The organism is Actinoallomurus sp. NPDC052274 (genome assembly GCF_040679475.1).
Taxonomy (GTDB): Bacteria; Actinomycetota; Actinomycetes; order Streptosporangiales; family Streptosporangiaceae; genus Actinoallomurus; species Actinoallomurus liliacearum.
In genome coordinates, this window is record NZ_JBFAUT010000002.1 from 80,039 (window position 1) to 106,991 (window position 26,953).

Here is a 26,953-nt window from a genome sequence, read left to right on the forward strand (position 1 = left end):
GTGCCGGTCATGCATCGCATAGCAGAAGAACGTCGTATCGCTTGGGAACGCGGGGAGATTCACGGGGTGCTGCTCGGGGAGATGCGGCTTCCGATACGACCCGAATCGGCGACGCCTGCGCGCCGTTTTCTGACGGCGGTCTCTCTCGGCTGGGGGATTCCGGACGTCGCCGACACGGCCGAGTTGCTCGGCTGCGAACTCGTCACGAACGCGGTCCGCTACGCCGCGGCGATGCCGGGTTCGACGCTACGGCTCATCCTGATCCGGGACGGCGAACGGCTGCGCGTGGAGGTCCACGACCCGTCCGGTGAACCGCCGGCCACGAGGGACCCGGGACTGGAGGCCACGACCGGGCGCGGCCTCCTCATCGTCGGCGCGCTCTCCATCGACGCCGGCTGGCATCCCACGGCGCACGGAAAGGCGGTGTGGTTCGAACTTCTTCCACGCTGGCCGTGACCGTACGGCGCCTGTCGGTGGCGGCGTTGGCGGCCGCAGCCGACCGGGACGGGTCGGGACGGGTCGGCGGTCAGCCCGCGGGGACGGGCAGCAGCCGGTAGGAGCCCTCGTCGGCGATCACATGACCGGCGGTGGGCGGCGCGAAGTGGGTGCCAAGGAGGAGGGTGTCCGTGTCGGCGAGGGAGGCGAACAGCTCACGGCGCGTCCCCTCGGACTGCCGCGGGTCGATGTCGACGCAGGCGCCGATGGCGGGGTGGGCGAGCTGGACCGGGTGGTGGACGCAGTCGCCCGTGATCAGCGCCTTTTCGCCCTGGCTGGTCAGTTCGACGGCGACGTGGCCGGGGGTGTGGCCGGGCGTGGGGATCAGGCGCAGGCCTGGGAGGATCTCCGTGCCCTCGGCCGGGACCTCGACCAGGGCCAGCAGGCCCGCCTGTTCGACCGGGAGCACCGAGTCGCGGAACATCTGCCGGCGCGCCTCCTCCATGTTGTACGTGGCCCAGAACTCCCGTTCCGTGCGGGTGGTGAGGTAGCGGGCGTTGGGGAAGGTGGGCTCCCAATCGCCGTTCACCTTCCGCGTGTTCCAGCCGACGTGGTCGGCATGCAGGTGGGTGAGGATCACCAGGTCGACGGCGTCCGGGGAGAAGCCGCCGGCGGTGAGTCGCTCCAGGAAGTCGGTCCGCAGGTTGTGCCAGGCCGGGTTGGCCCGCTCCTTGCCGTTGCCGATTCCGGTGTCGACGAGGACGCGCAGCCCGTCCACGGCGAACGCGAAGCTGTGGCTGTCGATGTGCAGGGTGCCGTCGTGGTCGGCGAAGTGGGGGTGCAGCCAGTCCTGGGCGGTCACCACCTCGGAGGTGGCGTCGGGCAGCAGCCACGGTCCGGTCGCGGGCGGCAGAAGGACTTCGTCGACGCGGTGGACGGTGACGTCGCCCACAGTCCAGGAGGGGATGGGGGTGGCAGGGGAGTTCTGCATGGTTCGTCGTTTCCTTTGCTCTCTTCAGTCGAGGCGGTCGGCCGAGGGGTGGCCGGCGGCTGCCCGGCGCCGTAGCGCGACGAGCGCTGCCAGGGCTGCCACGGCGAGGAGGGCCGCGATGACGGCGTAGGCGTGCGAGGCGATCCCGAGCCCGTACTGCTGGGTGACGGCGCCCGCGGCGACTGCGGGCAGGCTCATGGAGAGGTAGCTGAGGACGTAGTAGGCGGCCAGGGGCGCGGCGCGGTCGTGCTCGTCGAGCGAGGCGAGAAGCATGCGCAGCGCCCCCTGGGAGACGGCGCCGAAGGCGATGCCCGCCAGGGCCGCGCCGCCGTGGACGGCGAGCAGTCCGGCACCGTGCAGACCGCTCAGGGTCAGAGCCGTGGCGGGGAGGACGGACAGACAACCGCCGATCAAGGTGGCGAGGGGCGCGGTGCGGCGCAGCGCCCACACGGTGAGCGCGGCGGTGGCGCTGAGGGTGAAGAAGACCATGCCGCGGGCTGCCTGCGGGGCGTCGGGGGCCACCAGACGTACGAAGGCCGGGCCGAGGGAGGAGTAGAAGCCGCCCAGAGACCAGATGGCGACGATTCCGGTGCCGACGGCCGGCAAGGCGTGGCGCGCCGTGGGCGGGACACCGAGCCGGGGGGTCAGCGACCGCATCGTGCCCGCGCGACGACGGACTGTCTCCGTGGTGAACGTGACCGCGATCGTCTGGATGACGAACAGCGCCGCCAGCAGTGCGTAGACGGTGACGGTGGGGGCGGGAGCGAAATGGACGAGGAGGGTGGAGGCGAGGACGCCCATGGCCATGCCGGCGACCGGCGCGATGCTGTTGGTGAGTGCGGATCGGCCGGGGTGCCGGGGGTTCTCCAGGTCGAGGAGAGCCGCGCCCGCAGCACTGGTGGCCGCGCCGGTGGCCGCTCCCTGGAGGAACCGCGCGGCTGTCAGGACGACCGCCCCGTCCGCTGAGGCCAGGAGAACCATGGCGGCGGCCTCGACGATCAGGGAGGCTGCCAGGACGGGGCGCCGGCCGAGGTGGTCGGAGAGCGCTCCGGTGGTGAGCAGGGCCGCCAACAGCGCCAGTGCGTAGGCGCTGAAGACCACCGTCACGGCGAGCGGGGACAGACCCCACTGGTCCTGGTAGAGGGGGTAGAGCGGCGTCGGAGCACTGGATGCGGCCAGGAGGGCCGCCAGCACCGACGTGTCGAGGACGAAGGAAGCCGCGCGGTTCTTCTCGTGGGCGGCGTGGTCGGCCCGGAGGGAACATGGCGCGGGTGCGTCGTACCTCACGCTGGGCATGGAACTCCTTCCCGCAAAAGCAATTCGTTTGCGTTAAGCCACCGTAGAACCTACAGTCGAGCTAAAGCAAACCGTTAGCTTTTGGCGTGGCGTGCTTTGTCACTCCAGGCCCGATCAGGAGAGGTCCGTGTCCTCCATCGAACTCACGCCGCCTGAGGCAGCCCGCTGGGCCGCCCGTGCCGGACTTCCGCTGCCGACCGATCGTCACGCCGCGGTCGCGGCCACCGCCGATCACATCCACTCCGTCGTCGCGGTCCTGCGGGAACTGGACTTCGGGGACACCCCACTCGCCGGCGCCTACCGCGCGGGGGAGGAGAAGCGCGATGCAGCCGTATGAGCTGTCCCTCGCCGCTGCCGCGGAGGCGATTCGGACCCGGCGGCTGTCCCCCGTGGAACTGGTGGACTCGGTCCTCGACCGCATCGAACAGGTGGAGCCGCACCTTGATGCCTATGTCACGGTCGTCGCGGAGCAGGCCCGCCTGGCGGCGCGCGAGGCCGAGCGCGAAGCGGCACAGGGCCGGTACCGAGGGCCGCTGCACGGCATCCCGGCCGGGCTCAAGGACCTGATCGACGTGGCCGGATCGCCCACCACGGCCAGCTCCCGGGTCCGCGCCGGCCACCGCGCGGCATCCGACAGCACGGTCGCCGCGCGCCTGAGGGCCGCCGGCGCGATCCTGGTCGGCAAGACGCACACCCACGAGTTCGCCTACGGCCTGACCACCCCGCAGACCAACAACGCCTGGGACCGCGGCAGGGTCGCCGGCGGCTCCAGCGGAGGGTCCGCCGTCGCCGTCGCCTCAGGCGCGGCGACCTTCGCCCTGGGCACCGACACCGGCGGATCGATCCGGGTACCCGCCGCGCTGAACGGGGTCGTCGGCCTCAAACCGACCTACGGTCTCGTCCCTCGCCACGGTGTCACGTCCCTGTCCTGGTCGCTGGACCACGTCGGCCCGATCACCCGCACCGTCGAGGACGCGGCCGTGGTCCTGACCGCCCTCGCCGGGCACGATCCGCGCGACCCCGCTTCGCTGGCCACCCCCGCCGTCGACCACCGCCCCGGTGCGGGGTCAGACCTGACAGGGCTGCGCGTCGGCCTGCCGCGTACCTACTACTTCGACCAAGTCGACGCGGAGGTGGAGGCCGCCGTCCGGCGCGCGATCGCGCAGTTGGAGGCGCTGGGCGCACGGCTCATCGAGATCGACATCCCGATGACCCGCTACATCCAGGCCACCCAGTGGGGACTGATGGTGCCGGAGGCCACCGCCTACCACGAGAGCACCCTGCGGACGGTCCCCGAGCAGTACCAGGCGGACGTCCGCATCCTCCTGGAGGCCGGCGAGCTGATGGGCGCCGGTGACTACCTGCGCGCCCAGCGCTCGCGGACACTGATGCGGAGGAAGTGGGCCCGCATCCTGGAGGAGGTCGACGTGATCGCCGCCCCGACGGTCCCGACGACCGCGGTCAGAGCCGGCGAGGAGACGATCACCTGGTCCGACGGCGCGGTCGAGAGCGTCTCCGACGCCTTCGTCCGCCTCTCCTCCCCCGCCAACATCACCGGGGTGCCCGCGCTGTCCGTCCCGGTCGGTCACGACACAGCGGGCCTGCCGATCGGCATGCAGTTGCTCGGCCGGCCCCTCGGGGAGCGCGTACTCCTGCGGATCGGTCACGCCTATGAGCAGGCGCAGCCCGCCCGGGCGCTCGCGCCGGTCGCCTGAGAGCGGTGCGTGGGCCGGGCCGAGATCGCAGGCCCGGCCCACGCACCGTTCGGCTTCGGTGGGGTTCAGGACGGGATGCCCGCGACGAGGAGGTAGGGGAGGGCTCTGACCCAGACGTCGAACAGGCGCTCGCCTTAAAAGCAAGGATTTCGCTTTAAGATGGTGCCATGAGTCGTCGGCAGATAGTGCGCCCAGGCGGGCGCAGCGCCCGGGTCCAGGCGTCGGTACACACCGCCGTGCGCGAGCTCCTGTCGGAGGTGGGCCGCGACGCGCTGACAGTGCCACTGGTCGCCCAACGCGCCGGAGTCACCCCGTCGACGATCTACCGCCGCTGGGGCGACCTGCAGGAACTGCTCTCAGACGTCGCGGTGGAGCGGCTGCGGCCCGACACGGAGCCGGAGGACCACGGTGACCTGCGGACCGACATGACGGCCTGGGCCGAACAGTTCCTCGACGAGATGGCCTCCTCTTCGGGCCGCGCCTACATCCGTGACGCTCTGCTCGGCGACCCGGACGGCAACAACGCCGGCCAGTGCTCGGCCTACGCGGCCGAACAGATCGACGTCGTCCTCGCCCGTGCGCGCGACCGGGGGGAGGACGCCCCCGATGTCGAGACGACCATGGACCGCGTCGTCGCCCCCGTGATGTATCGCATCCTCTTCCGCCCGGCGGGGCTCGACGCCGCGTACGCCCGCCGGATCGTGACCGAGTTCCTCGGCGCGACCGGGGAGGACGACTGACCGCGCGACCCGCGCCCCGCGGGATTGCCGACGTAGTGGTGTCGTTCCGTACGACGGCGGTGGTCAGCGCCGAACTCCGGAGCAGCGCCGCTCGTGGCCGTACGCGTCAGAGGGAGCCGGTAGGCGAAGCGCAGGCCGGTCAGCCCGCATCGGCGGTGTGGGCGACTCCGGGTCTGGTGAGTTCCTCCGGTACGACGACTCGGTCGTACAGTTCCGCGCTGACCCCGCATTCCAGCGCCGCCTGTTTCAGCGGCAGGCCTTCGTCCAGGGCGCGGTGGGCGATCCGGGCCGCCTTGTCGTAGCCGATGATCGGGCTGAGCGCGGTGACCATCATGATCGAGCGTTCCAGGTTCTCGGTGAGGCGGTGGGTGTTGAGCCTGGCGCCCTCGACGAGGTAGACGCGGAAATGCTCGATCATGTCCGCGAGGATCCGCACCGAGTGCAGGACGTTGTAGATGATCACCGGGCGGAAGGCGTTGAGCTCGAAGTTTCCTTCGCCCCCGGCGATCGAGACGGCGGTGTCGTTGCCGATCACCTGTACGGCGACCATCAGCATCGCCTCGGCCTGGGTCGGGTTGACCTTGCCCGGCATGATCGACGACCCGGGCTCGTTCGCGGGCAGGACGAGCTCGTGCAGGCCGGTCCGCGGTCCGGACGCCAGCCAGCGCAGGTCGTTGGCGAACTTGAACAGGGGCGCGACCAGCGCGCGGATGGCGGCCGACACGCGTACGAGGACGTCACAGGACGCCTGGGCGGCGAACGCGTTGGGCGCGCGGGTGAAGGGCCGGCCGGTCAGGTCGGCGATCCGGGCGGCGACCTCGTCACCGAAGCCGGGCGATGCGTTCAGGCCGGTGCCGACCGCGGTGCCACCGATCGCCAGCCGGTACAGCTCACGTTCGACCTGCCGGAGGTGGTCGATGGCGTCGGTGAGCTGGGCGGCGTAGCCCGACCACTCCTGGCCGACCGTGAGCGGGGTGGCGTCCTCCAGGTGGGTACGGCCGATCTTCACCACGTGCTCCCACTGGCGGCTCTTCGCGTGCACCGCGTCCCGCAGCCGGTCCAGTGCGGGCAGCAGCCTGGTCTCGATCATCTGGACGGCGGCGATGTGCATGGCGGTGATGAAGGTGTCATTGGAGGACTGGCCCATGTTGACATGGTCGTTCGGATGGATGGGATCCTTACCGCCCAGCCGCCCGCCCAGCAGCTGGATCGCCCGGTTGGAGATCACCTCATTGACGTTCATGTTCGACTGGGTGCCCGAGCCGGTCTGCCAGACGTAGAGGGGGAACTCCTCGTCGAGCTCGCCGTGGATCACCTCGTCGGCGACGCGGGCGATCAGCTCGGCCTTCCACCGGGGGAGCCGACCGGCCTGTCCGTTGACGATCGCGGCGGCCTTCTTGATGTAGCCGTAGGCGTGGTAGATCTCCTTCGGCATCCGGTCGTCGCCGATGGCGAAATGTACGAGCGATCGTTGCGTCTGCGCGCCCCAGTAGTGGTCGGCGGGCACCTCGATCTCGCCGATCGAGTCGGTCTCGGTGCGGGTACCGGAGCCGGTCAGCCCGATCGGCAGGTCCTTGACCACGGGTGTCTCGCCGGTCGTCATGGCCTTCGCCCTCTGACCGGCCGGTAGACCGGCTGCCACATCGCGTCGCGGACCTGCCGGGCCGGGTTTTTGAGGTCGGCGCGGGCGAGGTTCTCACGGGCGGCCCGTTCGGCGACGGCGACCGCGACGGTCGCCGAGACCTCGCGCAGGTCGTCGACCTGAGGGAGCAGCGACGCGCCCGGCGTGGCCACGTCGACCATGCCGCCGACGGCCTCGGCCGCGGCCTGGAGCATGCCGTCGCTGATCCGCCGGGCACGGGACACGATCGCCCCCAGGCCGAGGCCCGGGTACAGCAGGGCGTTGTTGGCCTGGGCGATCGCGTAGGTGACGCGGCGGTAGGTGATCGGATTCACCGGGATGCCCGTGGCGACCAGGGCCCGGCCGTCGGTCCAGCGCAGCAGGTCGGCGGGCATCGCCTCGATCCGCTCGGTCGGGTTGGAGATCGGGAAGATGATCGGCCGGTCCACGTGGGCGGCCATCGCGCATACCACCTGCTCGGTGAACGCGCCGTGCGCCGTCGAGGTCCCCAGCAGCATGGTGGGGTTCACCTGCCGGACCACCTCGAGCAGCCCGATGCCGTCGGCGTCCTTCTGCCAGTCGGCGACCTCGGCGGCGGGGCGCGCGTACGGCACCTGGAAGTCCCGCAGGTCGGTCATGTCGTCGGTGAGCAGGCCCTGCTTGTCGACCGGCCAGATCCGGCGGGTGGCCTCCTCCTCGCTCAACCCGGCCCGGACCATCGCGGCCCGTAGCTGGTCGGCGATCCCGGTCCCCGCGGTCCCGGCCCCGAAGACGGCGATCCGCTGGTCGCGCATCGGCGTCTCGGACACGCGTACGGCGCCCAGCATCGCGGCCAGCACGATGGCGCCGGTGCCCTGCATGTCGTCGTTGAAGGTGGGGATCCGGTCGGTGTACTTCTCCAGGATCCGCCGGGCGTTCGAGGGACCGAAGTCCTCCCAGTGCAGCATGGCGCCGGGGAACATCCGGGTCACCGTGGTCACGTACGCGTCGATGAAGTCGTCGTAGCGCTGCCCACGGACCCGCGCGTGCCGGTTGCCGACGTATCCGGGGTCGTTCAGCAACTCGGTGTTGTCGGTGCCGACGTCGAGCGCCACCGGGACGGCGCGGGTCGGGTCGATCCCGGCCGCGGCGGTGTAGACGGCGAGCTTGCCGGCCGCGATGCCGGCTCCGCCGCCCACGCCCCAGTCGCCGATGCCCAGGATCTGCTCGGCGTCGGAGGCCACCACCAGATCGACGCCGTCGGAGTCCAGGCCGAGGTTGGCGAAGGCGCGCCCGATACCGGGCACGTCGTCGATGGACAGGTAGACGCCCCTGGGCCGCCGGTACTGCTCGCTGTAGTTCTTGATGGCCTGGGCGACCGTGGGGTCGTAGACGATCGGGAGCATCTCCCGCAGATGGTCCGACAGCAGCCGGTAGTACAGGACCTCGTTGCGGTCGCGCAGGGCCTCCAGGTAGACGTTCCTCAGCAGGTCCGTCGCCTGTGCCCGGTACTGCGCGTACACCCGGCCGGCCTGCCGGTCGATCGTCTCGACCACCGGTGGCAGCAGGCCGTGCAGCCCCAGTTCGTCGCGCTCCTCGACGGTGAACGCGGTCCCTTTGTTCAGCACCGGTTCGCGCAGGATCGCCGGCCCCCGGGCGAAGGCGGCATACCCGTCTTCGGTCACCTCGAAGAGCCGAGGGCTTCCGGCCGCGCGCCCGTGACCTTCTTCCGCTTCCCGAAGCATGACCCGCTCCCCTCGCGAACGGCCTCGTTCACGTACAGCCCTGCCCGGGGGAGGACCTCGATCGCGCAAAGCCAGTCCCAATTCGCGCCAAGTGCGAAGAATCCCGTCCTCTTTCGCGTGACCGTACGACGGCGTGGGTCCCCGGGTCGGCCGTCGCCGCGCGGGGCGCGGTCAGGGGGAGCCGGGGGAGATCAGGCCGGACTCGTAGGCGGCGATGACCGCCTGCACGCGGTCGCGCAGGCCCAGTTTGGTGAGCACGTTGCTGACGTGCGTCTTCACCGTGTGCTCGCTGAGGACCAGGGCGGTGGCGATCTCGGCGTTGGACAGGCCCCGGCCGAGCAGTACCAGTGTCTCCCGCTCCCGGCCCGTGAGCGCGTCCAGGCCGGTCGGGGCGACGGCCGCCCGTGGCCGGCGCGCGGTCAGGTCGGAGATGAGCCGGCGCGTCACCGTGGGGGCGAGCAGTGACTCGCCCGCCGCCACCACCCGTACGGCGTGGACGAGGTCGTCGCGGCGTACGTCCTTGAGCAGGAACCCGCTCGCACCCGCGTACAGCGCGTCGTACACGTAGTCGTCCTGGTCGAACGTCGTCAGCATCAGCGCCCGGCTCGAGGTGCGGGCGCAGATCTCCCGGGCCGCCTCGATGCCGTCCATGCCCGGCATGCGGATGTCGAGCAGGACCACGTCCGGCCGGTGTTCGGTCACCGCGGCGACGGCCTCCGCGCCGTCGGACGCCTCGGCCAGCACGGTGATGTCGGGTTGTGACTCCAGGATCATCGCGAAGCCGCTGCGCACCAGTTCCTGGTCGTCGGCGATGACGACGCCGATGCTCACGAGGCCACCACCGGCAGGGTCGTGGTCACGGTGAACCCCTGCGCGCCGCCGTGCGCCGACGCCGTCCCGCCACAGGCCGCGGCGCGTTCGCGGATGCCGATCAGCCCGTTGCCGCCGCCGCCCAGGGTCCCGCCGCCGGTCCCGTCGTCCCGAACAGTGATCATGAGAGAGTCTCCCCAGTCCAGGGTGACCGCCACCTCGGTGGCGGCCGCGTGCTTGAGCGTGTTGGTGAGCGCCTCCTGGACGATACGGAAGGCGGCCACCTCCGCGTCCGCCGTCAGCCGACCCGGCTCACCGGACGCCGAGTAGGACGCGTCCAGCCCGGTCTCGCGCACCTGCGCCACCAGCGAGGGGATGGCCGCGACGGTCGGCTGCGGCGCCCGTACGCCGGTGTCCTGCTCCTCCTTGAGGATGCCGAGCGTACGGCGGAGCTGTGTCATCGCGTCCCGGCCGGCCGAGGCGATCGCGTCGAACGCCTGCTCCGCGCGGTCCGGCATCGTACGGACCGCGACCGGCCCCGCCTCGGCCTGGACGATCATCAGGCTGACCGCGTGGGCCAGCACGTCGTGCATGTCGCGGGCGATGCGGGCCCGTTCGGTGGCCACCGCCCGGGCGGCATCGGCTGCACGGTCGCGTTCGAGCTGGCCGGCGCGGTAGGCCAGGCTCTGCAGGCGCTGCTCCCGCCGCTGCGCGATCGTGCCGAGGATCAGGGCGCCCGAGCCGGTGAGCATCCCGATCAGCGCCGTCGTCGGGCTCTTCACGGTGGCCAGGCTGGTGACGATGACCAGCACGAGGGCGAAGAACCGATGCCACCGCCGTCCCACCCAGGCGAGCGAGTAGAGGGCCACGAGCATCCCCCAGGCGATCGGCTCCGACGCCGCGTGGTTCAGCGTGTTGTATCCGATCAGCGACCCGTAGATGGTCACCAGGCAGAGGAGGGGGAACCGCCGCCGGACGACGAGGGGCAATGCCGCAGTGGCCATGAACACCCAGGCCCATGGCGAGAACGGCCCCGGCTGCTCCGACCGGGTGATCACCAACGGGGTGTACAGCACGGCGAGCACGAGCAGGGCGACCCCCGTGTCCGCGACGTACGGCCGCGCGCCGGGGGGCACGCGGTCCTTCAGCGCACTCACGTGGGCATCCTTTCGGCTTCCGGCGTCCGTACGAGGTGGCCGCCCGTCACGCGATCGCGTGGGGGGCGCGCTGCGCATGGCGGACGGCCGGTGCCGTGAGGGCGAGGACGTAGAGGATCCCGGCCGCGGGAATGAAGTCCAGGCTCGCCGCCGCGGCGACCGTGCCGGCCAGGACGAGGACGGGCGTCCACCAGGGGACGACCCGCGCGGTCACGACGGCCGCCGTGACCGTGAGCCCGAGCAGCCCGACGTAGAACAGGATCGGCACGACGGTGTAGACGACCGGCGTCACGCCGGGGACCTGCTGGATCTGGTGGAACATGTGCTCCTTGTCGGCGGCGTCGCGGGCGAGCAGGCCGACGACGATGTCGATGCCGATCTGCGCGATCGAGGCGGCCAGCCCGATGAGTCCCAGGCCGGCGAACACGCTGGCCGTACGGCCGGGGGCGGTCTGGCGCAGCCCGACGATGACCAGGGCGAACAGAAAGAGACCCGCGAGCATCAGCAGGTGCCCGACCGTCCAGCCGAGGCGGCTCGTGCGGTCGATCAGGCGGACCACGCCGTACGCGCCCATCAGGGCGGGCGCGGCGATGAAAGAGATCCGGGTGGTGTTCACGGTCGCTCCCGAGGAAGACGTTGACTGATGAGGCAATCCTCGGGATTACCGGCCGTCGGGGGATCGCCGGTGCGAGCCATCTTCCGGCCTCCCTCGCACGACCGATGCGCGGTCAGGGCGTGTGGGTGGCCGCCGTGATGACGGCGTCGGTGAGCGCGGCGGCGTAGGCGTCGGTGAGCTTACCGGGGTCGAACAGCAGCGCGTACCACATCGGGCCGAAGACCAGGTCGATGAGCACCTCGTCGTCGGGGTGGGTGACCTGCCCCCGGTCCCGTGCCCGGCTGAGGATCTGGCGGACGGCGTCACGGCGCGCCGCGATCAGTTCGCTGCTCACACGCTGGGCGAAGGCGGGGGCCTGCAGCGCCTCGGCGGCCAGGGCCTGGTTGAGTGCGCCGGGCGCGCCGCGCTGGGCGGCGAAGGTCTCCTCCAGCAGGGTCAGCAGGTCCTCGCGCAGGTCGCCGGTGTCGGGCGTGGGCAGCCGGGTGCGGGCGTAGGCGGCCAGCACGTCCAGGATCACCTCGCCCTTGCCCGGGTAGCGGCGGTAGACCGCCTGCTTGGACACGCCGCTGCGGGCGGCGATGCCCTCCATGCTCATCCCCCGGTAGCCCTGCTCGGTGATCAGGTCCAGGGCGGCCTGGCGGATGGCGTCGTCGACGGCGGGGTCGCGGGGTCGTCCGGTCATGGCCCGCAGTCTATTTGACATACGCACCGGTCCGTATTTAAATCTCATACGCAACGTTCCGTATTGAAAAGGAGGGGCCGTGCACCCCCGTTCCTCCACCCCCGCGCTCCTGTCGCTGGCCCTGGGTTACTTCGCGCTGGGCACCGCCTCGCTGGCGGTGGTCGGCCTCAGCGGCCCGATCGCCGCCGACCTGCGGGTGCCGGCCGCCACCGTCGGCACCCTGGTCACCGTCTTCTCCCTGGTGTTCGCCCTGGCCGCCCCGATCGCGACGATCGCCCTGGGCCGCCTGGACCGCCGTCGGGTGCTGCTGCTGGGCCTGGCGCTGATGACGATCGGCGGCATCGCGAGCGCGGCGGCCCCCACCTTCGCGGCCCTGGTCGCCGCCCGGGTGGCCGCCGGCCTGGGTGCGGCGATCTTCGGACCGGCCGCCTCGGCCACCGGCTCGATGATCGTGCCGGCCGAGCAGCGCCCCCGCGCGCTCGCGGTGGTGTTCGGCGGGATGACCGCCGCCACCGTGCTGGGCGTGCCGCTGGCCTCGGCCGCGGGCACCGCGATCGGCTGGCGGGCCACGATCGCCGCGGTGGTGGCGCTGACCCTGGTGGCGGGCGGGCTGCTGGCGGCGCTGCTGCCGCCGGTGGCGGCCGGCCCGGCCCCCACCGCGCGGGCCTTCGCCGGGGTGCTGCGCACCCCCGGAGCCGCATCGATGATCGTCACCACGCTGCTCGTGCTGACCGCCCAGTTCACCGTCTACGGGGTCGCCGGGGTCTACCTGGCCACCCGGTTCGGCGCCGGTCCCGGCCTGGTGTCGTTGACCCTGCTGGTCTTCGGCGCCCTGGGCATGGTCGGCAACGCCGCCGGGGCCCGCGTCTACACCCGTCTGGGCGGCGGGCGCACCATCGCACTGGCGCTGGCCGGGCTGAGCGTCACCTTCCTGGCGCTGGCCGGCGTGCCCGCCCTGCCCGCGGCCGGTGTCACGGTGTTCGCCTTCTGGGCCTTCTTCAACACCTTGTTCATGGCCCCGCAGCAGGCCCGCCTGGTGGAGTTGCTGCCGGAGCAGCGCGGCATCCTGCTGGCCCTGAACGCCTCGGCCCTGTACCTGGGCATGAGCCTGGGCAGCCTGCTCGGCAGCGGCCTGCTGCCCGCCCTGGGCGGCCGCTGGCTCCCGGCCCTGGCGCTGCTGCCGCTGGCCCTGGCCGCCGGTGCGCACGCCGCCTCGCTGCGCCCGCGCCCCACCCGCGCGACGGCCCCGGCCGCCACCCCCGCCCCCGCACACCACTGACCTTCCACCGCCGGCGGCAACGGACCCCGCCCCACCCCTCTTCTCACGACCGAACTGCGAGGCCGAATCCCGTGACCACCCACGAACCGCACGACCGGACCATCCTGATCACCGGCGCCACCGACGGGCTCGGCCGCGCCCTGGCCCACCGCCTGGCCGCCCAGGGCGCCACCTTGATCCTGCACGGCCGCAACCCGGCCAAGGGCGAGGCACTGCTGACCGAACTACACGACCGGACCGGCAACGACCGGCTCACCTTCGAACAGGCCGACTTCGCCTCCATCGACCAGATCCGCGCCCTGGCCGACCGCCTGGCCGGCCGCGACCGGCTGGACGTACTGGTCAACAACGCCGGAATCGGCGTCGAGACGGCCCCCCAGCGCAGCGCCGACGGTCTGGAGCTGACCTTCCAGGTCGACTACCTGGCCACCTACATGCTCAGCTCCCTGCTCACCCCGCTACTGGCCCGCACCGCCGCCACGCGTTCGACCACCACCCACCCGGCCCCCGCCAGGATCGTCAACGTCAGCTCCGCAGGGCAGTCGCCCCTGGACTTCGACGACGTGCTGCTGGAGCGCCACTGGGACGGCGTGCAGGCCTACTGCCAGGCCAAACTCGCCCAGATCATGCTCACCTTCGACCACGCCGAACTCCTGCGCGACCACGGCGTCACCGTCAACGCCCTGCACCCCGCCTCCTACATGCCCACCAAGATCGTCACCCACCTGTTCACCGTGCAGAGCACCCTGGAGGAAGGCGTCACCCACACCGCCCGCCTGGTCACCGACCCCGCCCTGGCCGAGGTCACCGGCACCTACTTCAACCGGGCCCGCCCCGCCCGCGCCCACCACCAGGCCTACGACCCCGCTGCCCGCACCCGCCTGCGGGAGATCAGCCGGCGCCTCACCGGCGTGCCCTTCCCCACCACACCACTCCAGGCCGCCTGACCCTGCGCCCCCGCCGTCGGCGTCCGTGCTCCCCAGCGAGAACACGGACACCGGCGGCAGCACCACGTCCGGGATACCGATGAGGTGAGCGTCTTCCGCTGTTCCCGACCGTGGCACGTCTGACGTGGGTACCTGGCACAGATACGTAAATATCGCGGCAAGTGACCCATTGTTAGGGCCCTCTGCTCAATGGATATTTCCGAATCGATGGCCGAATAAGGCATCATCGATCAGACTGGGTAGTCGATGGCGAAGAGGTCGTTCACAGGAACGCTGCCCCGGAAAAGGCGATGGGGAGCAGTCCTATCGGACGACTCCCCTGCCTAAGCATCATGTGCTGCTGTGGCGCTCAGCTTAGGTTATTCCTGTTGACAAGCAATCCTGCTCGAGAGGTTCCGTATCAGATGGACGGCGAGGGCGCTCCGCAAGCCTCAGAGCTGCTAAGACCTCGTTTCATTTGGGGTGATCAGTAGGATCCTGCCGTGTCGATGGTGGAACGTCTGGTTCCTGATGAGTTGTGGGAGTTGTTCGAACGGGCCGTGCCGCCGAAGCCGACACGGCCCAGGGCGGTGGTCGGCGCCGGTACGACGATCGGCAGGTGCTGGCGGCGATCGTGTTCGTGGCGACCTCGGGCTGCACCTGGCGGCAGTTGCCGCCGGTCTTCGGGGCGTCGTGGCAGACGGTGTACCGGAGGTTCGCCGAGTGGAGCCGCGTCCGGGTGTGGGCGCATCATGGGGCGGGCAGCGGGACGCCGCCCGAGGTGATGCGACGCCTGCAGGGCCAGGACTGACCACCACGGTACAGGTGGCCGAGCGGCCAGTGGTTTACGGTCGCCTCGGTGTCCGCGTCGCCATCGCAGGCCGTCCCACTTGTTGAGTCGGACCCACCTCGTCTATTCACTGTCACAGATGTGACAGCCTTTCGGCCGGTGCCTATTCGCGCAGCCCGGCCATTGGTGGCGGAGACGGGAACGATCTCGGCCAATCGGCGACGATCATGAATAGCCGGGCTTCGGTCGGACATGTATGGATATGGCGCATCATAAGGAAGTCTTATGAGACAGCGTCTATTGATTGCTGTCGGATCGCTTTCCTGGAATGCCAAATCTGACATTGCCGGGTTTCGCCCTGTTGGTCGCAGGGGATCACATATCCGGACCATGCGACATGATCCATCAGTGGACCCACGAAGGGCTTCTGTTGGGCGTCGTGCGATCGAATCGGGATCTGGTTTCCATATGGACATTAACCATCATGTTCACTACTTGATGAAAGGGTATTTCATGAAGACGTCGAACTGCATGGCACTGACCTTGTCCGGCCTGACCCTCGCCAGTGCTGCTGCCATTACGGTGGGCGTGGCCACTCCTGCGGGCGCCGCCACGGTGGGCGTCGCATCGCAGCGGACCACCTCCCACTACGGCGATGACAATGACAGCGACAGCCGGTCCGAGGCCGAGGCGAAGCAGAAGTCGAAGAACGATAACGACAGCCGGTCCGAGGCCGAGGCGAAGCAGAAGTCGAAGAACGACAACGAGAACAAGAACAACAACTGGCAGAACCAGAAGGTCAAGATTAACAACAAGCAGAAGCAGAAGCAGGAGGCCGACTCAAAGAGCGACAATTGGAACTGGAGCTGGAACAAGAACAAGAACGAGAAGAAGGCGAAGCTCAAGGTCTGCGTCTTCTGGGGCAGTTGCAACTGGGATCCTCGGGTGGGTGTGCCGCCGGTCGTAGGGGCGCCGACTGGGCAGTGATCTGACTGTCGCCATGGGTGGTGGCGGCTCGAGCGGCCACACCGACATGAGTGCGGCCCGAGTGTCGCCTGACCATGAGCGGATCGCCGAGTGTGGGTTTCGGCTCACTCGCCTGTGCGTCGCCGCAGCCGGTCTTCGAGGATGGCGCACGATTGTGCGTCGGCCGCACCCTCGAAGCCGGCATCGAAGTTAGGCGGCCGCTTAGTAGTGCCTGAATCGTCGAGCATGAGTTGAGAAGGGTTGTTCTTCCATGGAGACATCGAAATATGTGGCAGCGGCCGTATCCGGCTTGACCCTCGCGGCCGCGGCGGCCACGGCGGTCGGTACCGCCATCCCGGCAAGTGCCACGACCGTGACGGCCACGTCTCAGCGGATGATCAGCGGAGGCGGTGGCGGCGGAGGCGGTGGTGGCGGCGGTGCGGCTGCTGCTGCCGCCGGTTGGGGCGCTGCCTCCGCGGCCGCCGCCGGCGGAGGCGGTGGTGGTGGCGGCGGCGGTGGTAGCCGCGACGGCCAACGGAAGCTCGTCATCATCGTGAAGCAAAAGCAGCAGCAGCAGTCGAGGAATGACAACGATAACGACAACAAGCAAAATCAGAAGAGCCACACGGAGAACCTGAACGCGCAGAGGCAGAAGGCAGATTCGAAGAGCAAAAACGACAACAAGAACGACAACAAGAACGAGAAGAGAAAGTCGTATTACGGCGGCGGGAGTAGTAGTAACGGGGTAGGGGCGCCGCAGGCGGAGGACGCCGATTAGAGTCGACGGCCTGGATGGCACTTTATGTGCGAGCGACATGAGGGGCCGGCATCGATCGTCGGTGCCGGCCCCTCATCGACCTTATCCGCCATCGCATGCGGCGCGGTGGGCGGTTCTGGAGCGTGCGGTCACGAAGCGGTGCCGCTGCGCTGCGCCTACTGCTTTGGGCTGCCGCCGTCTTCTTTCTTGGCGTTCCCGCCGTCGCCGTCGCCGTCGCCGTCGCCGGCGCCACCGCCACCTCCACCGCCGCCCCCGCCGGCTGCGCTGGAAGATGATGAGGAGACGCCGAATTTTTCGTCGTCAATTTTCTGGCGTTGCCTCTGATTGTTCTTCTGCTTCTGGTCTTGATCAGTCCACTGTCGCTGATTTTGATCGTTGTCGCTTTGACTGAAGTTGGAGATTCGGAATCTGTTGTTAATGATGATATTGTTTACGTGACGCTGTGGGTTGAAGTTGTGGTCAGTGTTCCAATTTCGGTTAGACCGGCAGCAATAGCTGTGAGTCGTCGTGGGCATCCGGACCGTTGATCCGGCGGTGGCCGGGTCTGCTGTGATCACTGCAAGAGCGGCACTCCCGGCAAGCGCCAGAGCGGGCATGGAGGCTTTCACTCCCCTACGAGTGGTCATGTTCCTCAATCTCCTTAGAAGGCATGAAGGCTGAATTAGTGACTCTCTTGGGGTGGGGTGGTGGTGGCGTATTTGAATCACCCGGTTTGTCATCCCCAGGGGAATACCGGTGAAACCAGCGGGTGTCAGAATTGGTGTCGAGTCGAGCTTCTCGACGGATATGCTTGAGGTCAAATCCTTCGATGGTATTCTTGCGCTTCCTTGCGCTGCTGTATGCAAATATGTCGGCATGCGCGTCGACTCTGAGCGGTCGCGCGGTCACAGAGCCAGAGGAGCGTGTCGGCTCGCGAAATCCTGGGCGGCCGATCCGGAGTCGGGCATCGGAGCCAGGCCCCGCCGACCGTCAGCGCCTCCTGTCGGTGCGTTATGACCTTCCCCGAGCGACTTCTGCCTGTGTGTGCGGATTCTCGATTTCCTGTTCCCGGCGCCGGCCCGCCGAAATCACCACCAGGGACCTTAGATCTCGTTTCATTTGGGGTGATCAGTAGGATCCTGCCGTGTTGATGGTGGAACGTCTGGTTCCTGATGAGTTGTGGGAGTTGTTCGAACGGGTCGTGCCGCCGAAGCCGACACGGCCCAGGGCGGTGGTCGGCGCCGGTACGACGATCGGCAGGCGCTGGCGGCGATCGTGTTCGTGGCGACCTCGGGCTGCACCTGGCGGCAGTTGCCGCCGGTCTTCGGGGCGTCCTGGCAGACGGTGTACCGGAGGTTCGCCGAGTGGAGCCGCGCCCGGGTGTGGGCGAAGCTGTATCGGGTGATCTTGGATGAACTCGGCGCCGGCGGGGACCTGGACTGGTCGCGGTGCGCGATCGACTCGGTCAGTGTCCGGGCCGCCAAAAAGGGGACCTGACGGGCCCGAATCCTGACGATCGCGGTAAGTATGGGTCGAAGATCCATGTGATCACTGAACGAGGCGGACTGCCGGTGGGTAGCGCACGTCGTCTCCTTCGCGTACGAAACCCCGATTTCGCCGTCGAGCCGGTGAGCGGATCTTCGGACGATCCGCCTGGAACGCTCGGCGGGAGAGTGGCATTATCGCGCCTCGTGTTGTTTTCGGGAGGTATGGGTGGTGCGGGTGCCGGCGGCCGGTGACGCTCGCCGGATCGGCCCGTACGCCGTGCTGACGGAGCTGGGCGCGGGCGGCATGGGACGCGTCCACCTGTGCCGGTCCGAGGGCGGTCGGTTGGTCGCCGTCAAGGTCGTACGGGAGGAGTTCGCCGACGACCCGGGCTTCCGGCGGCGGTTCCGGCGCGAGGTCGAGGCGGCCCGCGCGGTCAACGGCTTCTTCACCGCCCCGGTCGTCGACGCGGACGCCGACGGGCCGCTGCCCTGGCTGGCCACCGCGTACATCCCGGGTCCGTCGCTCGGGGACGCCGTCCGCGAGCACGGACCGCTGCCCGAGTCGGCCGTACGGGCACTGGGAGCCGGGCTGGCGGAGGCGCTCCTCGCCGTCCACGGCGCCGGGCTGGTCCACCGCGATCTGAAACCGGCGAACGTGCTGCTCGCCGCGGACGGTCCCCGCGTCATCGACTTCGGGATCAGTAAGGCCCTGGACGGCACGCAGCTGACCAGGACGGGAGGCCTGGTCGGCACGCCGGCGTACATGTCCCTTCTCGCTGGCGGGGTCCTGGTCTTCGCCGCGGCCGGAGCCGGGCCGTTCGGAGCGGGTGGCGCCCAGGACGTGCTCTACCGGGTCGTGTACGGGGAACCGGACCTGACCGGCGTTCCCGGCGGCCTGCGGGACGCCCTGGCCGAGTGTCTCGCCAGGGACCCTGCGGCGCGACCGACGCCCGAGGCGGTGCTCACCGCTCTGGCTCCGGCCGATCCGGCCGCCCTGGCCCTGCCGGCGCTGCGCGCGGACCAGGACCGACGTGCGGCCGAGGCGGCGGCCCTCTCCGCGACCACGCCCCCGTCGGACCCCTCGGACGCGACCGCCACGACGGTGCGGACACTGACCGGGCCACCGCCTCCCGGCCGGCGCCGCTTCCTCCGGCTGGCCGTCGGCACGGCGGGCGGGCTCGTCGTCGCCGGCGGTGTCACGGCGGCCGCCGCGTGGCCGACCGGCGGTCACGGGTCCCGCCGCCGACCCACCCCGCGCCGTACGCTCGCTGCGGCGCCCGCGCTGAGCTGGACGCTGCCCCGGTCGGGCGGCGCATTACCTCCGGCTCTTCGACGCTGCGACCGGCAAGCAGGCATGGGCGTGCCGGACGACCACCGAGGACGCGAGTCCGGACGTCTTCCAGGGCGACGCGTACTACCTCGACGCGGGCGTCGTCCACCGCGTCGACCTGCGAACCGGCCGGACCGCGGCGGTCACCGGAAGGCTGCCCGCCTCGTCGTACCTGAACTCGGTGACCAAGGATCTGCTCATCACCTCTGTGGTCGACGCGTCGGGAGGCACCGCCGGCCTCTACGCCTGGGGCCGTCGTTCGGGCGAGCAGGTCTGGCACCACCCGGCGACCACGGCGAACACCTCGGCGTTCTGGCGGATCGACACGATGGGGAGGTACCTCTTCGCCCGCTACGAACAGACCCTGCTCGCCTTCCACCTCCCCTGACCCGCGCCGACCGCGTCACACGGCCACTCGAGCCGTCAGCGGACGCACGTACCGGTCGAGACCGGGCGCGTACGGGTCCGGCCCGTCCTCGCGGAGGATTCCAGCTCCTCCGCTGTCAACGCATACCCGCCCATGGAATCCGCGCTGTTCGCGGCGAACACCATGCCGTAGACATCGCCGTCCGTAGCGAGGAGCGGAGCGCCCGGGACTCCCTGGGGAACCGCCGCGTCGATCGCGTAGACACGGCGGGTCACCCGGCCGTCGCCGTAGAGGTCCGGACCCTGCGCACGGAGTTCGGCGCGGATGCGGGCGTGTTCGGCCGACAGCGCGGTGCCGTTCCGTACGTAGCCGGCGACCACTGCGAGCTCGTCGTGAAAACCGATCGGCTGGAAGAAGTCCAGGGCTGGAGCGTCCAGGCCGGGAACGTCGAGAACGGCGAGGTCGCGGCGCGGGTCGTACAGGGTCACGGTGGCCCGGTGCCGTACCCCGTCCTCACCGATCGTGTCGAGTCCGCCTCGGACCCCAGAGACGTTGCGCGCCGTGGTGAGGACGTGTTCGGGCGCGTACACGAAACCGGTGCCCGCGATGGGCCGTCGGCACTTCGGTGCCGAGCCGACGATGCGCAAGATGCTGACCGATACCTTCTCCAGGACGAGAGACGTGGCGAAAGAGCCATCAGGCGAATCGGTCGGCGCGGCGGCCTGCGGTCGCCCCGTCGGCCGCGGCGGCCTGGCCGAGGTCTGCCGCCACAGGACGGACCCGAGTGCGGCGACCAAGAGGACGAAGGTCGACGACAGCGCGGCGAGCAGGAGCACGAGGCGCCGGGTCGGCCAGCCGGCGCCGGGCGAAGCGTCGTGCGCCCGTTCCGAGTGAGCCTCCGAGCCGTCGCCTCCCGACGGCTCGCCTTCCGGCCCGGGACCGTGGGTCACGGAGTGACGATAGCGCGTCGAAGAGGTGATCCAAAGGCTCGGTGACCGTCACCGAGGACCGGGAGGAATCCCACCAAGTCGCCTCCCGATCCCCGCCTTCACCGAGCGATCCGCCGGGCGTAGCCATCGCAGGGCTGCCGGCGTCAGCGCTGGGCCCGTCGCACCGGAGGCGACGGCGCAGACCCCGCTCACGCCGCCGTCGTCGTAGAGGTTGCCCCCGGTGACCAGCCCGTCCCCTTCGGATACGCCTTGGCGTACAACGCGTTGGAGTCGTCGCCGGTCGAGTACTGGCGAAGGAACATCGCGCAGGAATACGAACACCCGCGCGATCGGTCACAAGGAAGGTATTAGAGTTTTCCTCTCGTGCTCCTGATCGGCTCTGTGCGGGTTGCGCATTAATCCATCCGGATCTCGTAACCCGCATGGCGTCTCCGGGCGTCGGCGGGGGAGGCTCGGTGGGCGCGTACGAGGCTCGGCGCGGTTGTGGGCGTGTTCGGTCGACGGCGGGCATGGGGGGGCGAAGGCTGCCGGTAAGTGCGTTCGTCCACGTGTGGCCGGATCCGGACGTTCCCCGGAATGGACCGCGTCTACTCGGAACGCGCAACGGGCGTATGATCATCGGGCTCATCGAAGGAGTCCATTGCGCATTACTCCGCTATTCTCCAAGGCCGGTCTCGCCGTCGCTGCGGTGACACTCGCCATTCTTCCCGCTACCGCCGTCAACGCCGCCGGGAAGACACCATCCATCCTCACCTTGTCCGGCCTGCCGGCGACCATTGACTACGGACAATTCCAGCAGACGGTCCGTGGCACCCTGACGACCCGGGTTCCGGCCGGACAGACGCCAGAGCCGATCTCCGGCGCCACCATTCAGCTCTCGGAGGGACTGAATCAGGACGTGCTCCTGGGCACGGCCACGACCGACGAGAACGGTGACTTCTCGCTGCCGGTCACGTTGCCCGCGCCCGGTGTCGTACAGGCTTATTTCGCCGGCGACGACACCCATGCTCTGACGCGTTCGGGTTCCAAGGTCGCGCCGACCGCGACCCTGCCGACGAAGGTGACTCTCAGCGGCCCCGCCTCCGCCGAACCGAACGCGACCATCGACGTGACCGGACAGGTCACCGTCCACACGCCGGACGGCACCTGGGCTCCGGCGCCGTACGCGACGGTGAGTCCCTCGGGAACCGGCGTCGGCGGGTTCGTGAAGACCGGTGCCGACGGGCGGTTCTCGTTCACCGCGCAGGCGGCTCACGGTTACGCGCCGACGGCGCTCGTGTACACCGATGGAACGTTCGCCAGAATGACGCGTTCCGAGCCGCTGGTGACGCCGTACTCCTCTTACCCTGTGCAGATCAGGGGATTCGGCGGAAAGCAGGACCCGATGAATCCGGGGCACGTAGGCTTTTTCGCCGGCGTCTCTTACGAACCCGACGACGTGGGGACTGCGCCCTACCACGGGCCGGTGATCCTGCGGTATCTGCCGAAGGGTTCCAAGACCTGGATCCAAATGGCCACCCGCACCGCCACCGGGTCGTACGGTTCGGGGCAGGATTTTCAGGGCTCGGCGGATTTCGCGAATCTCTCGGGTTTCCTGCCCGGCGGCAAGGGTGTGCTCGCGGCCGGCGGAACCTGGGAGGTGCAGACGCCGGCGAACGGACCTTTCCTCGCCGGCACCAACCCCGACGGCGTATCCGCCACGCCGAGGATCTACGCGCCGACCTACGTCACCGGAAGTAAAGTGACCTCCCGTGCGGGGAAACGCTACCTGACTGGTTACCTCAACGACGATCACACCGTCGGACCGGTCCCGCGCATGAAGATCAAGGTGTATTACCAGAAGACGAAGTCGAGCACGCATAAATATCTCGGCTACGTCACCACGGGATCCGACGGCCGGTTCAGTTACAAGCTGACCGGTCACGCTCGCGGTTACTACCAGGCCGTCTTCGCGGGGGCCGCGATGCCCGGTGGAATGGACGTCGGTTACTTCTACTATTCGACCGGCGCACTCGTCTACTACCGGTGAGCCTGCGCGTTCGTTGCCAGTGAGAGTGGCCGCCGGCTCGTCCGGCGGCCACTCCGCCTGCCCATGTTCACCCTGTCCGCCGACGGGCGGGGGCGGCGGTGGTGGCGCGGAGGACGACTTCGCCGGGGACGCGCTCGACGCGGCTGCGGCGGGCGGGCTCGCGGATGGCGAGGTTCATGACGCGCTCGCCCATCTCCTCCAGGGGGAGGGCGACCGTGGTCAGGGGCGGAACGAGGTCGCGGACGATCGGGATGTCGTCGAAGCCGGCCAGCGAGACCTGGCCCGGCACGTCCACGCCGTGGTGGCGGAAGGCGGACAGCGCGCCGATCGCCATCACGTCGGTGAGGGCGAACACGCAGGTCGCCGTCAGGCCACGGCGGATCAGCTCGGTCGCGGCGGCGTATCCGCCGTCGCGGGTGAAGGACTCCTCGATGACGCGGTCGTCGGGTAGCGGCACGCCGGCCTCGGCCAGGGCGTCGCGGAAGCCGCCGAGCCGGTCGGCGACGGTCGTGAGCGTGCGCGGCCCGGTGAGCACCGCGAAGTCGCGATGGCCGAGGCCGAGCAGCGTACGGGCGAGGGCGGCGGCGCCCTCGCGGTTCTCCGGCTGCACGGTGTCGACGCGCAGGCTGCGGTGGCGGCTGAGGACGGCGACGCGGCCGCCGGCCCGCACGTACGGGTCGAGTTCGGCCCCCATCGAGCGCTCCCACGCGCGGTCCTCGAACCCGGATCCGATCAGTAGGATCGCCCGGGCCCGCTGGGCGCGGAGCATCGCGACGTAGTCGACCTCCCGGGCGGGGTCGCGGAACGTGCTGGCCAGCATGACGAGCAGCCCGTGCTCGGCGGCGGCGCGGGTCACGCCGCGGGCGATCGCCGCGAAGTACGGGTCGCTGACGTCGTGGCAGATCAGGCCGATGGCCTGGCTGGAGGCGCGGGCGAGCGCCTGGGCGTGCGCGTTCGGCGCGTAGGCGAGCTCGGACGCGGCGGCGAGCACGCGCTCCTTCAGGTCGGCGCGGACCTGGGTCGTGCCGTTGAGCACGCGGGAGGCGGTCGCGAGGGAGACCTCGGCGCGGCGGGCCACGTCCTGCAGCGTGACGTGCGCCCCTGTCGGGCTGCCCTCGTCCTCCGGTGTGTCGGTCTTCACCCGCGTGCGTCTGGTCGGCCGGTCCGGTCGGTGTTCCCCCATTTTTCGCCCTCCTGGCTCCAGCATGCCGTGAGCGTGCGACCCGGACGGCTGAAATCACCTCTTGACCGCACCGTACGCCGTCCCTACGGTAGCAGAAAGCGCTTTCAGAATGCGCTTTCTGAGAGCCCGAGCGCAGGGTCCGAGCACGGAGGAGCTCATGGTGAGTCAGAGCACCACACCCAGTGTTCCGGTGGCCGGAGTCGCCGAGCGTGACAGACCCGGGGCCGGCGAGCGGGTCCGCGACGCGGTCGTGCGGTCCTGGCGGCCGGTCGCGTTGCTTCTCGCCTGCCTGGTCGCCTGGTGGGCGATCACCGCGGCGAAGCTGATCGAGGCATACCTGGTGCCGTCGCCGGCCAAGACCTTGCAGGTCATGAGCGACAAGGCGGGCTACATCTGGCACCACACCTGGGTCACGACGTACGAGACGCTGCTGGGCTTCGTCATCGCGACGATCGTGGGCGTCCTCGCCGCCGTGATCATGGTGTACTCCTCGGCGGTCGAGCGGACGCTCTACCCGGTGCTGCTGTTCGCGCAGGTCATCCCGAAGGTCGCGATCGCGCCGCTGCTCGTCGTCTGGCTCGGTTTCGGCCTCGCGCCCAAGGTCGTCGTCGCCGTGCTCATCGCCTTCTTCCCCGTCGTCATCTCGATGGTCACCGGCCTGAAGGCGGTGGACCCGGAGATGGTCCAGCTGTCGGCGACGATGGGCGCCGGACCGCTTCAGACGTTCTCCAAGATCCGTTTTCCGGCCTCGCTGCCGCACCTGTTCTCCGGCCTGAAGGTCGCCGTGACGCTCGCCGTCACGGGCGCCGTCGTCGGCGAGTTCGTCGGGGCCAACGAAGGACTCGGGTACGTCATCCAGCAGGCCAACGGCAACCTCGACACCCCCATGCTCTTCGCCGGTCTGCTGGTGATGTCGCTGATCGGCGTCGTCCTGTTCGTGCTCGTGGAGTTCGCCGAGAAGCTTCTGCTGCCCTGGCACGCCAGCCGTCGCGGCACCGCCGTGACCACCACCTACTGACGGACGCCCCCCGGCTCCCCGACCGCCCCCCCGTCCCGCCGACCTGACGCGTACCTGACCTACCGACGGAGACGACATGAAACTGCGCAGCCTCGTCCTCACCCTGGTTCCGATCGTGGCGATCACCGCCGCGTGCGGGGGAGGGGGTGACAAGACCAGCAGTGCCTCGGGCAAGAAGCTGGACAAGGTCACGCTGACCCTGAACTGGTACCCCTACGGCGAGCACGCGCCGTTCTACTACGGCAAGAAGCAGGGCATCTTCGAGAAGCACGGCATCGACCTGGAGATCAAGGCGGGCCAGGGCTCGCAGAAGACGGTGCAGGCGACCGGCGCGGGCCAGACCGACTTCGGCTGGGCGGACACGCCGGCGCTGCTGGCGGGGGTGAGCCAGGGCCTGCCCGTCAAGAGCATCGGCGTCTACATGCAGACCACGCCGGCGGCCGTGCAGTTCTTCTCCGAGAAGGCGATCAAGACGCCGGCCGACCTGAAGGGCAAGCGCATCGCGGCCACCGCGGGTGACGCGCCGTCCCGGACGTTCCCGGCGTTCCTCAAGAAGAACGGCCTCGGCGAGTCGGATGTCCAGCTGCAGAACACCGACCCGGCGGGCAAGATGGCCGCGGTCATCTCCGGCAAGGTGGACGGCCTGATCGGCTACGCGAACGACCAGGGTCCGACGATGGCCGCCAAGGCCGGCAAACAGGTGTCCTACCTCAAGTTCGCCGACTTCGGGCTGAACTACTACTCCAACGGCCTGCTCGTCGGCGACCGCAAGCTCAAGAGCAGCGCGGACCTGGTCAAGCGCATGTCCGCGGCCACCAGCGAAGCGTGGGCGGCGGCCGAGAAGGACCCGGCGAACGCCGTCGCCGCCATGCAGGGCGCGTCCCAGCAGCTCCCGTCGCCGACGGTGCTGGCCGACCAGTTCAAGACGACGATGAGCCTCCTGCACACCGCCGCCACCCAGGGCAAGGCCCCGGGCATCAACACCGACGCCGACTGGCAGCAGACCATCAGCGTCTTCACGCAGAGCGGCCTGATCAGCAAGGCCGAGGCGCCGTCGGCGTACTGGGCCTCCTCCGCCGCGCCGCAGGGCTGACCGACCGGAAGGGGGACGACGATGGCCGGGCCCGGAAGCACACGGGAACGAGGACGAGTGACCGAGCGGAGCGAGGGAGCCGATAAGCAGAGCACCGTCGGTCGCGGGGCCGACGAAGGAGGTCCCGTGACCGAGCGAAGCGAGGGAACCGATAAGCACAGCGCCGTTGGTCACGGGGCCGACGGAGGAGGTCTCGTGACCGAACAGGAAGCCGGTCAGGGCGGGAGCGTCCGGCTGGAGGACGTGGCCGTACGGTTCCGTACGAAGAAGAAGGACGTCACGGCGCTGCGGGACGTGTCGCTCGACGTGGCCGCGGGCGAGTTCGTGGCCATCGTCGGCCCGTCGGGCTGCGGGAAGTCGACGCTGCTCAAGCTGGTCGCGGGGCTGCTCAAGCCGTCCTCCGGCGGCGTACGGCTGCGCGGCGAGCCGGTCACCGGCCCGCGCCACGACATCGGGTACGTCTTCCAGCGCGCCGCGCTGCTGGAGTGGCGCAGTGCCCGGCGCAACATCCTGCTCCAGGCGGAGATGCGCCGGATGCCCGCCGCCCGAGCCCGCGAGCGCACCGCGGAGCTCATCGCGATGACCGGGCTGACCGGGTTCGAGGACGCGTACCCGCACGAGCTGTCCGGCGGCATGCAGCAGCGGGTGGCGCTCTGCCGGGCGCTGCTGCACGAGCCGCCGGTCCTGCTGATGGACGAGCCGTTCGGCGCGCTCGACGCGCTCACTCGTGAGCAGCTGAACATCGAGTTGAACCGCATCTGGCGGGAGACGCGTACGACCGTCCTGCTGGTCACGCACTCGATCGCGGAGGCGGCCTACCTCGCCAACCGGATCGTCGTGATGACCGACCGGCCCGGCACGATCGCCGAGATCATCGACGTCGACCTGCCGGAGGAGCGGGACTACGCCGAGACCATGGCCCGTCCGGAGTTCGCCCGCGCCACCGGCCGGATCCGCGACCTGCTCGGCGCGGCCTCGGCCGCGGACTGAC

General features: G+C 69.8%; 24 protein-coding genes and 3 pseudogenes. 16 read left to right on the top strand and 11 right to left on the bottom strand.

Going from position 1 to position 26,953, the window contains the following annotated elements:
• Positions 1-81: 81 nt before the first annotated feature.
• Positions 82-456 carry an ATP-binding protein gene (locus AB0K82_RS02230; protein WP_364391682.1) on the top strand — a complete coding sequence of 125 codons (375 nt, stop codon included), beginning with the start codon at positions 82-84 and terminating at the stop codon, positions 454-456.
• A gap of 70 nt (positions 457-526) precedes the next feature.
• On the opposite strand, the gene AB0K82_RS02235 is transcribed toward AB0K82_RS02230, so the two are convergent.
• The gene (locus AB0K82_RS02235) at positions 527-1,426 is read right to left on the bottom strand and encodes an MBL fold metallo-hydrolase (protein WP_364391685.1); all 900 of its coding nucleotides are present in this window, start codon (positions 1,424-1,426) and stop codon (positions 527-529) included.
• A gap of 24 nt (positions 1,427-1,450) precedes the next feature.
• Positions 1,451-2,722, bottom strand: a complete 1,272-nt coding sequence (locus AB0K82_RS02240; RefSeq protein WP_364391687.1) for an MFS transporter — start codon at positions 2,720-2,722, stop codon at positions 1,451-1,453.
• Between the two features lie 127 nt (positions 2,723-2,849).
• Between AB0K82_RS02240 and AB0K82_RS02245 the strand changes: the two genes are divergently transcribed.
• The 3 genes from AB0K82_RS02245 (at position 2,850) to AB0K82_RS02255 (ending at position 5,177) form a co-directional block, all read left to right on the top strand.
• Entirely contained in the window at positions 2,850-3,059 is a 210-nt protein-coding gene (locus AB0K82_RS02245; RefSeq protein WP_364391689.1) for a hypothetical protein, read from the top strand.
• Positions 3,046-4,437 carry an amidase gene (locus AB0K82_RS02250; RefSeq protein WP_364391691.1) on the top strand — a complete coding sequence of 464 codons (1,392 nt, stop codon included), beginning with the start codon at positions 3,046-3,048 and terminating at the stop codon, positions 4,435-4,437. Before AB0K82_RS02245 ends, AB0K82_RS02250 begins: the two co-directional genes overlap by 14 nt.
• A gap of 167 nt (positions 4,438-4,604) precedes the next feature.
• Positions 4,605-5,177, top strand: a complete 573-nt coding sequence (locus AB0K82_RS02255) for a TetR/AcrR family transcriptional regulator (RefSeq protein ID WP_364391693.1) — start codon at positions 4,605-4,607, stop codon at positions 5,175-5,177.
• 139 nt (positions 5,178-5,316) lie between these two features.
• On the opposite strand, the gene fumC is transcribed toward AB0K82_RS02255, so the two are convergent.
• The 6 genes from fumC to AB0K82_RS02285 form a co-directional block, all read right to left on the bottom strand.
• Positions 5,317-6,780, bottom strand: coding sequence for a class II fumarate hydratase (fumC, locus tag AB0K82_RS02260; RefSeq protein WP_364391696.1), 1,464 nt, complete (start codon positions 6,778-6,780; stop codon positions 5,317-5,319).
• Positions 6,777-8,462: an NAD-dependent malic enzyme gene (locus tag AB0K82_RS02265; protein ID WP_364391698.1), complete on the bottom strand. Its 1,686-nt coding sequence runs from the start codon at positions 8,460-8,462 to the stop codon at positions 6,777-6,779. Before AB0K82_RS02265 ends, fumC begins: the two co-directional genes overlap by 4 nt.
• A 231-nt stretch (positions 8,463-8,693) precedes the next feature.
• Positions 8,694-9,353 (bottom strand): response regulator transcription factor, encoded by a 660-nt coding sequence (locus tag AB0K82_RS02270; protein WP_364391701.1) that lies wholly within the window; start codon positions 9,351-9,353, stop codon positions 8,694-8,696.
• Positions 9,350-10,489, bottom strand: a complete 1,140-nt coding sequence (locus AB0K82_RS02275; protein ID WP_364391704.1) for a histidine kinase — start codon at positions 10,487-10,489, stop codon at positions 9,350-9,352. Before AB0K82_RS02275 ends, AB0K82_RS02270 begins: the two co-directional genes overlap by 4 nt.
• Positions 10,490-10,535: 46 nt before the next feature.
• A complete protein-coding gene (locus tag AB0K82_RS02280) occupies positions 10,536-11,105 on the bottom strand; it encodes a hypothetical protein (RefSeq protein ID WP_364391706.1) in 570 nt (189 codons plus the stop codon).
• A gap of 112 nt (positions 11,106-11,217) precedes the next feature.
• Positions 11,218-11,787 (bottom strand): TetR/AcrR family transcriptional regulator, encoded by a 570-nt coding sequence (locus tag AB0K82_RS02285; protein WP_364391709.1) that lies wholly within the window; start codon positions 11,785-11,787, stop codon positions 11,218-11,220.
• A 79-nt stretch (positions 11,788-11,866) separates the two neighbouring features.
• Between AB0K82_RS02285 and AB0K82_RS02290 the strand changes: the two genes are divergently transcribed.
• From AB0K82_RS02290 to AB0K82_RS02310, 5 genes and pseudogenes are all read left to right on the top strand, one after another.
• Positions 11,867-13,066 carry an MFS transporter gene (locus tag AB0K82_RS02290; protein ID WP_364391711.1) on the top strand — a complete coding sequence of 400 codons (1,200 nt, stop codon included), beginning with the start codon at positions 11,867-11,869 and terminating at the stop codon, positions 13,064-13,066.
• A 71-nt stretch (positions 13,067-13,137) separates the two neighbouring features.
• A complete protein-coding gene (locus AB0K82_RS02295) occupies positions 13,138-14,013 on the top strand; it encodes an SDR family NAD(P)-dependent oxidoreductase (RefSeq protein WP_364391713.1) in 876 nt (291 codons plus the stop codon).
• A gap of 482 nt (positions 14,014-14,495) precedes the next feature.
• A pseudogene (locus tag AB0K82_RS02300) lies at positions 14,496-14,740 on the top strand (transposase); the annotation flags it as partial.
• A 555-nt stretch (positions 14,741-15,295) separates the two neighbouring features.
• Complete coding sequence (locus AB0K82_RS02305; protein ID WP_364391715.1) at positions 15,296-15,769, top strand: hypothetical protein; 474 nt, start codon at positions 15,296-15,298, stop codon at positions 15,767-15,769.
• Between the two features lie 250 nt (positions 15,770-16,019).
• Positions 16,020-16,526 (top strand): hypothetical protein, encoded by a 507-nt coding sequence (locus AB0K82_RS02310; protein WP_364391717.1) that lies wholly within the window; start codon positions 16,020-16,022, stop codon positions 16,524-16,526.
• Between the two features lie 155 nt (positions 16,527-16,681).
• Here AB0K82_RS02310 and AB0K82_RS02315 read toward each other — a convergent pair whose 3' ends face one another.
• On the bottom strand, positions 16,682-17,152 hold the full coding sequence (locus AB0K82_RS02315) for a hypothetical protein (protein ID WP_364391720.1): 471 nt from the start codon (positions 17,150-17,152) through the stop codon (positions 16,682-16,684).
• Positions 17,153-17,649: 497 nt separating this feature from the next.
• Here AB0K82_RS02315 and AB0K82_RS02320 point away from each other — a divergent pair.
• The 3 genes and pseudogenes from AB0K82_RS02320 to AB0K82_RS02330 all read left to right on the top strand — a co-directional run.
• Positions 17,650-18,079: pseudogene (locus tag AB0K82_RS02320) on the top strand (IS5 family transposase); the annotation flags it as partial.
• A 190-nt stretch (positions 18,080-18,269) separates the two neighbouring features.
• Positions 18,270-18,749, top strand: a pseudogene (locus AB0K82_RS02325) (serine/threonine-protein kinase); the annotation flags it as partial.
• A 754-nt stretch (positions 18,750-19,503) separates the two neighbouring features.
• Positions 19,504-19,710, top strand: a complete 207-nt coding sequence (locus AB0K82_RS02330) for a hypothetical protein (RefSeq protein ID WP_364391723.1) — start codon at positions 19,504-19,506, stop codon at positions 19,708-19,710.
• 35 nt (positions 19,711-19,745) lie between these two features.
• Here AB0K82_RS02330 and AB0K82_RS02335 read toward each other — a convergent pair whose 3' ends face one another.
• Positions 19,746-20,639: a serine protease gene (locus tag AB0K82_RS02335; RefSeq protein ID WP_364391725.1), complete on the bottom strand. Its 894-nt coding sequence runs from the start codon at positions 20,637-20,639 to the stop codon at positions 19,746-19,748.
• A 640-nt stretch (positions 20,640-21,279) separates the two neighbouring features.
• Here AB0K82_RS02335 and AB0K82_RS02340 point away from each other — a divergent pair.
• On the top strand, positions 21,280-22,668 hold the full coding sequence (locus AB0K82_RS02340) for a hypothetical protein (RefSeq protein WP_364391727.1): 1,389 nt from the start codon (positions 21,280-21,282) through the stop codon (positions 22,666-22,668).
• Between the two features lie 67 nt (positions 22,669-22,735).
• Here the strand turns inward: AB0K82_RS02340 and AB0K82_RS02345 are convergent, their stop codons facing one another.
• Positions 22,736-23,851, bottom strand: a complete 1,116-nt coding sequence (locus tag AB0K82_RS02345) for a LacI family DNA-binding transcriptional regulator (RefSeq protein ID WP_364391729.1) — start codon at positions 23,849-23,851, stop codon at positions 22,736-22,738.
• A 157-nt stretch (positions 23,852-24,008) separates the two neighbouring features.
• Between AB0K82_RS02345 and AB0K82_RS02350 the strand changes: the two genes are divergently transcribed.
• From AB0K82_RS02350 to AB0K82_RS02360, 3 genes are all read left to right on the top strand, one after another.
• A complete protein-coding gene (locus AB0K82_RS02350; RefSeq protein WP_364391732.1) occupies positions 24,009-24,869 on the top strand; it encodes an ABC transporter permease in 861 nt (286 codons plus the stop codon).
• A 76-nt stretch (positions 24,870-24,945) separates the two neighbouring features.
• Positions 24,946-25,962 (top strand): ABC transporter substrate-binding protein, encoded by a 1,017-nt coding sequence (locus tag AB0K82_RS02355; protein WP_364391735.1) that lies wholly within the window; start codon positions 24,946-24,948, stop codon positions 25,960-25,962.
• Between the two features lie 195 nt (positions 25,963-26,157).
• Positions 26,158-26,952 (top strand): ABC transporter ATP-binding protein, encoded by a 795-nt coding sequence (locus AB0K82_RS02360; RefSeq protein ID WP_364391738.1) that lies wholly within the window; start codon positions 26,158-26,160, stop codon positions 26,950-26,952.
• Position 26,953 lies beyond the last annotated feature (1 nt).

Excerpts from the sequence above, each read along its gene's own strand:
- AB0K82_RS02250 (WP_364391691.1), top strand. The coding sequence starts at position 3,046 with ATGCAGCCGTATGAGCTGTCCCTCGCCGCTGCCGCGGAGGCGATTCGG.
- AB0K82_RS02235 (WP_364391685.1), bottom strand. The coding sequence starts at position 1,426 with ATGCAGAACTCCCCTGCCACCCCCATCCCCTCCTGGACTGTGGGCGAC.
- AB0K82_RS02305 (WP_364391715.1), top strand. The coding sequence starts at position 15,296 with ATGAAGACGTCGAACTGCATGGCACTGACCTTGTCCGGCCTGACCCTC.
- AB0K82_RS02350 (WP_364391732.1), top strand. The coding sequence starts at position 24,009 with ATGGTGAGTCAGAGCACCACACCCAGTGTTCCGGTGGCCGGAGTCGCC.
- AB0K82_RS02345 (WP_364391729.1), bottom strand. The coding sequence starts at position 23,851 with ATGGGGGAACACCGACCGGACCGGCCGACCAGACGCACGCGGGTGAAG.
- AB0K82_RS02310 (WP_364391717.1), top strand. The coding sequence starts at position 16,020 with ATGGAGACATCGAAATATGTGGCAGCGGCCGTATCCGGCTTGACCCTC.
- AB0K82_RS02240 (WP_364391687.1), bottom strand. The coding sequence starts at position 2,722 with ATGCCCAGCGTGAGGTACGACGCACCCGCGCCATGTTCCCTCCGGGCC.
- AB0K82_RS02230 (WP_364391682.1), top strand. The coding sequence starts at position 82 with ATGCGGCTTCCGATACGACCCGAATCGGCGACGCCTGCGCGCCGTTTT.
- fumC (WP_364391696.1), bottom strand. The coding sequence starts at position 6,780 with ATGACGACCGGCGAGACACCCGTGGTCAAGGACCTGCCGATCGGGCTG.
- AB0K82_RS02255 (WP_364391693.1), top strand. The coding sequence starts at position 4,605 with ATGAGTCGTCGGCAGATAGTGCGCCCAGGCGGGCGCAGCGCCCGGGTC.
- AB0K82_RS02355 (WP_364391735.1), top strand. The coding sequence starts at position 24,946 with ATGAAACTGCGCAGCCTCGTCCTCACCCTGGTTCCGATCGTGGCGATC.
- AB0K82_RS02285 (WP_364391709.1), bottom strand. The coding sequence starts at position 11,787 with ATGACCGGACGACCCCGCGACCCCGCCGTCGACGACGCCATCCGCCAG.
- AB0K82_RS02315 (WP_364391720.1), bottom strand. The coding sequence starts at position 17,152 with ATGACCACTCGTAGGGGAGTGAAAGCCTCCATGCCCGCTCTGGCGCTT.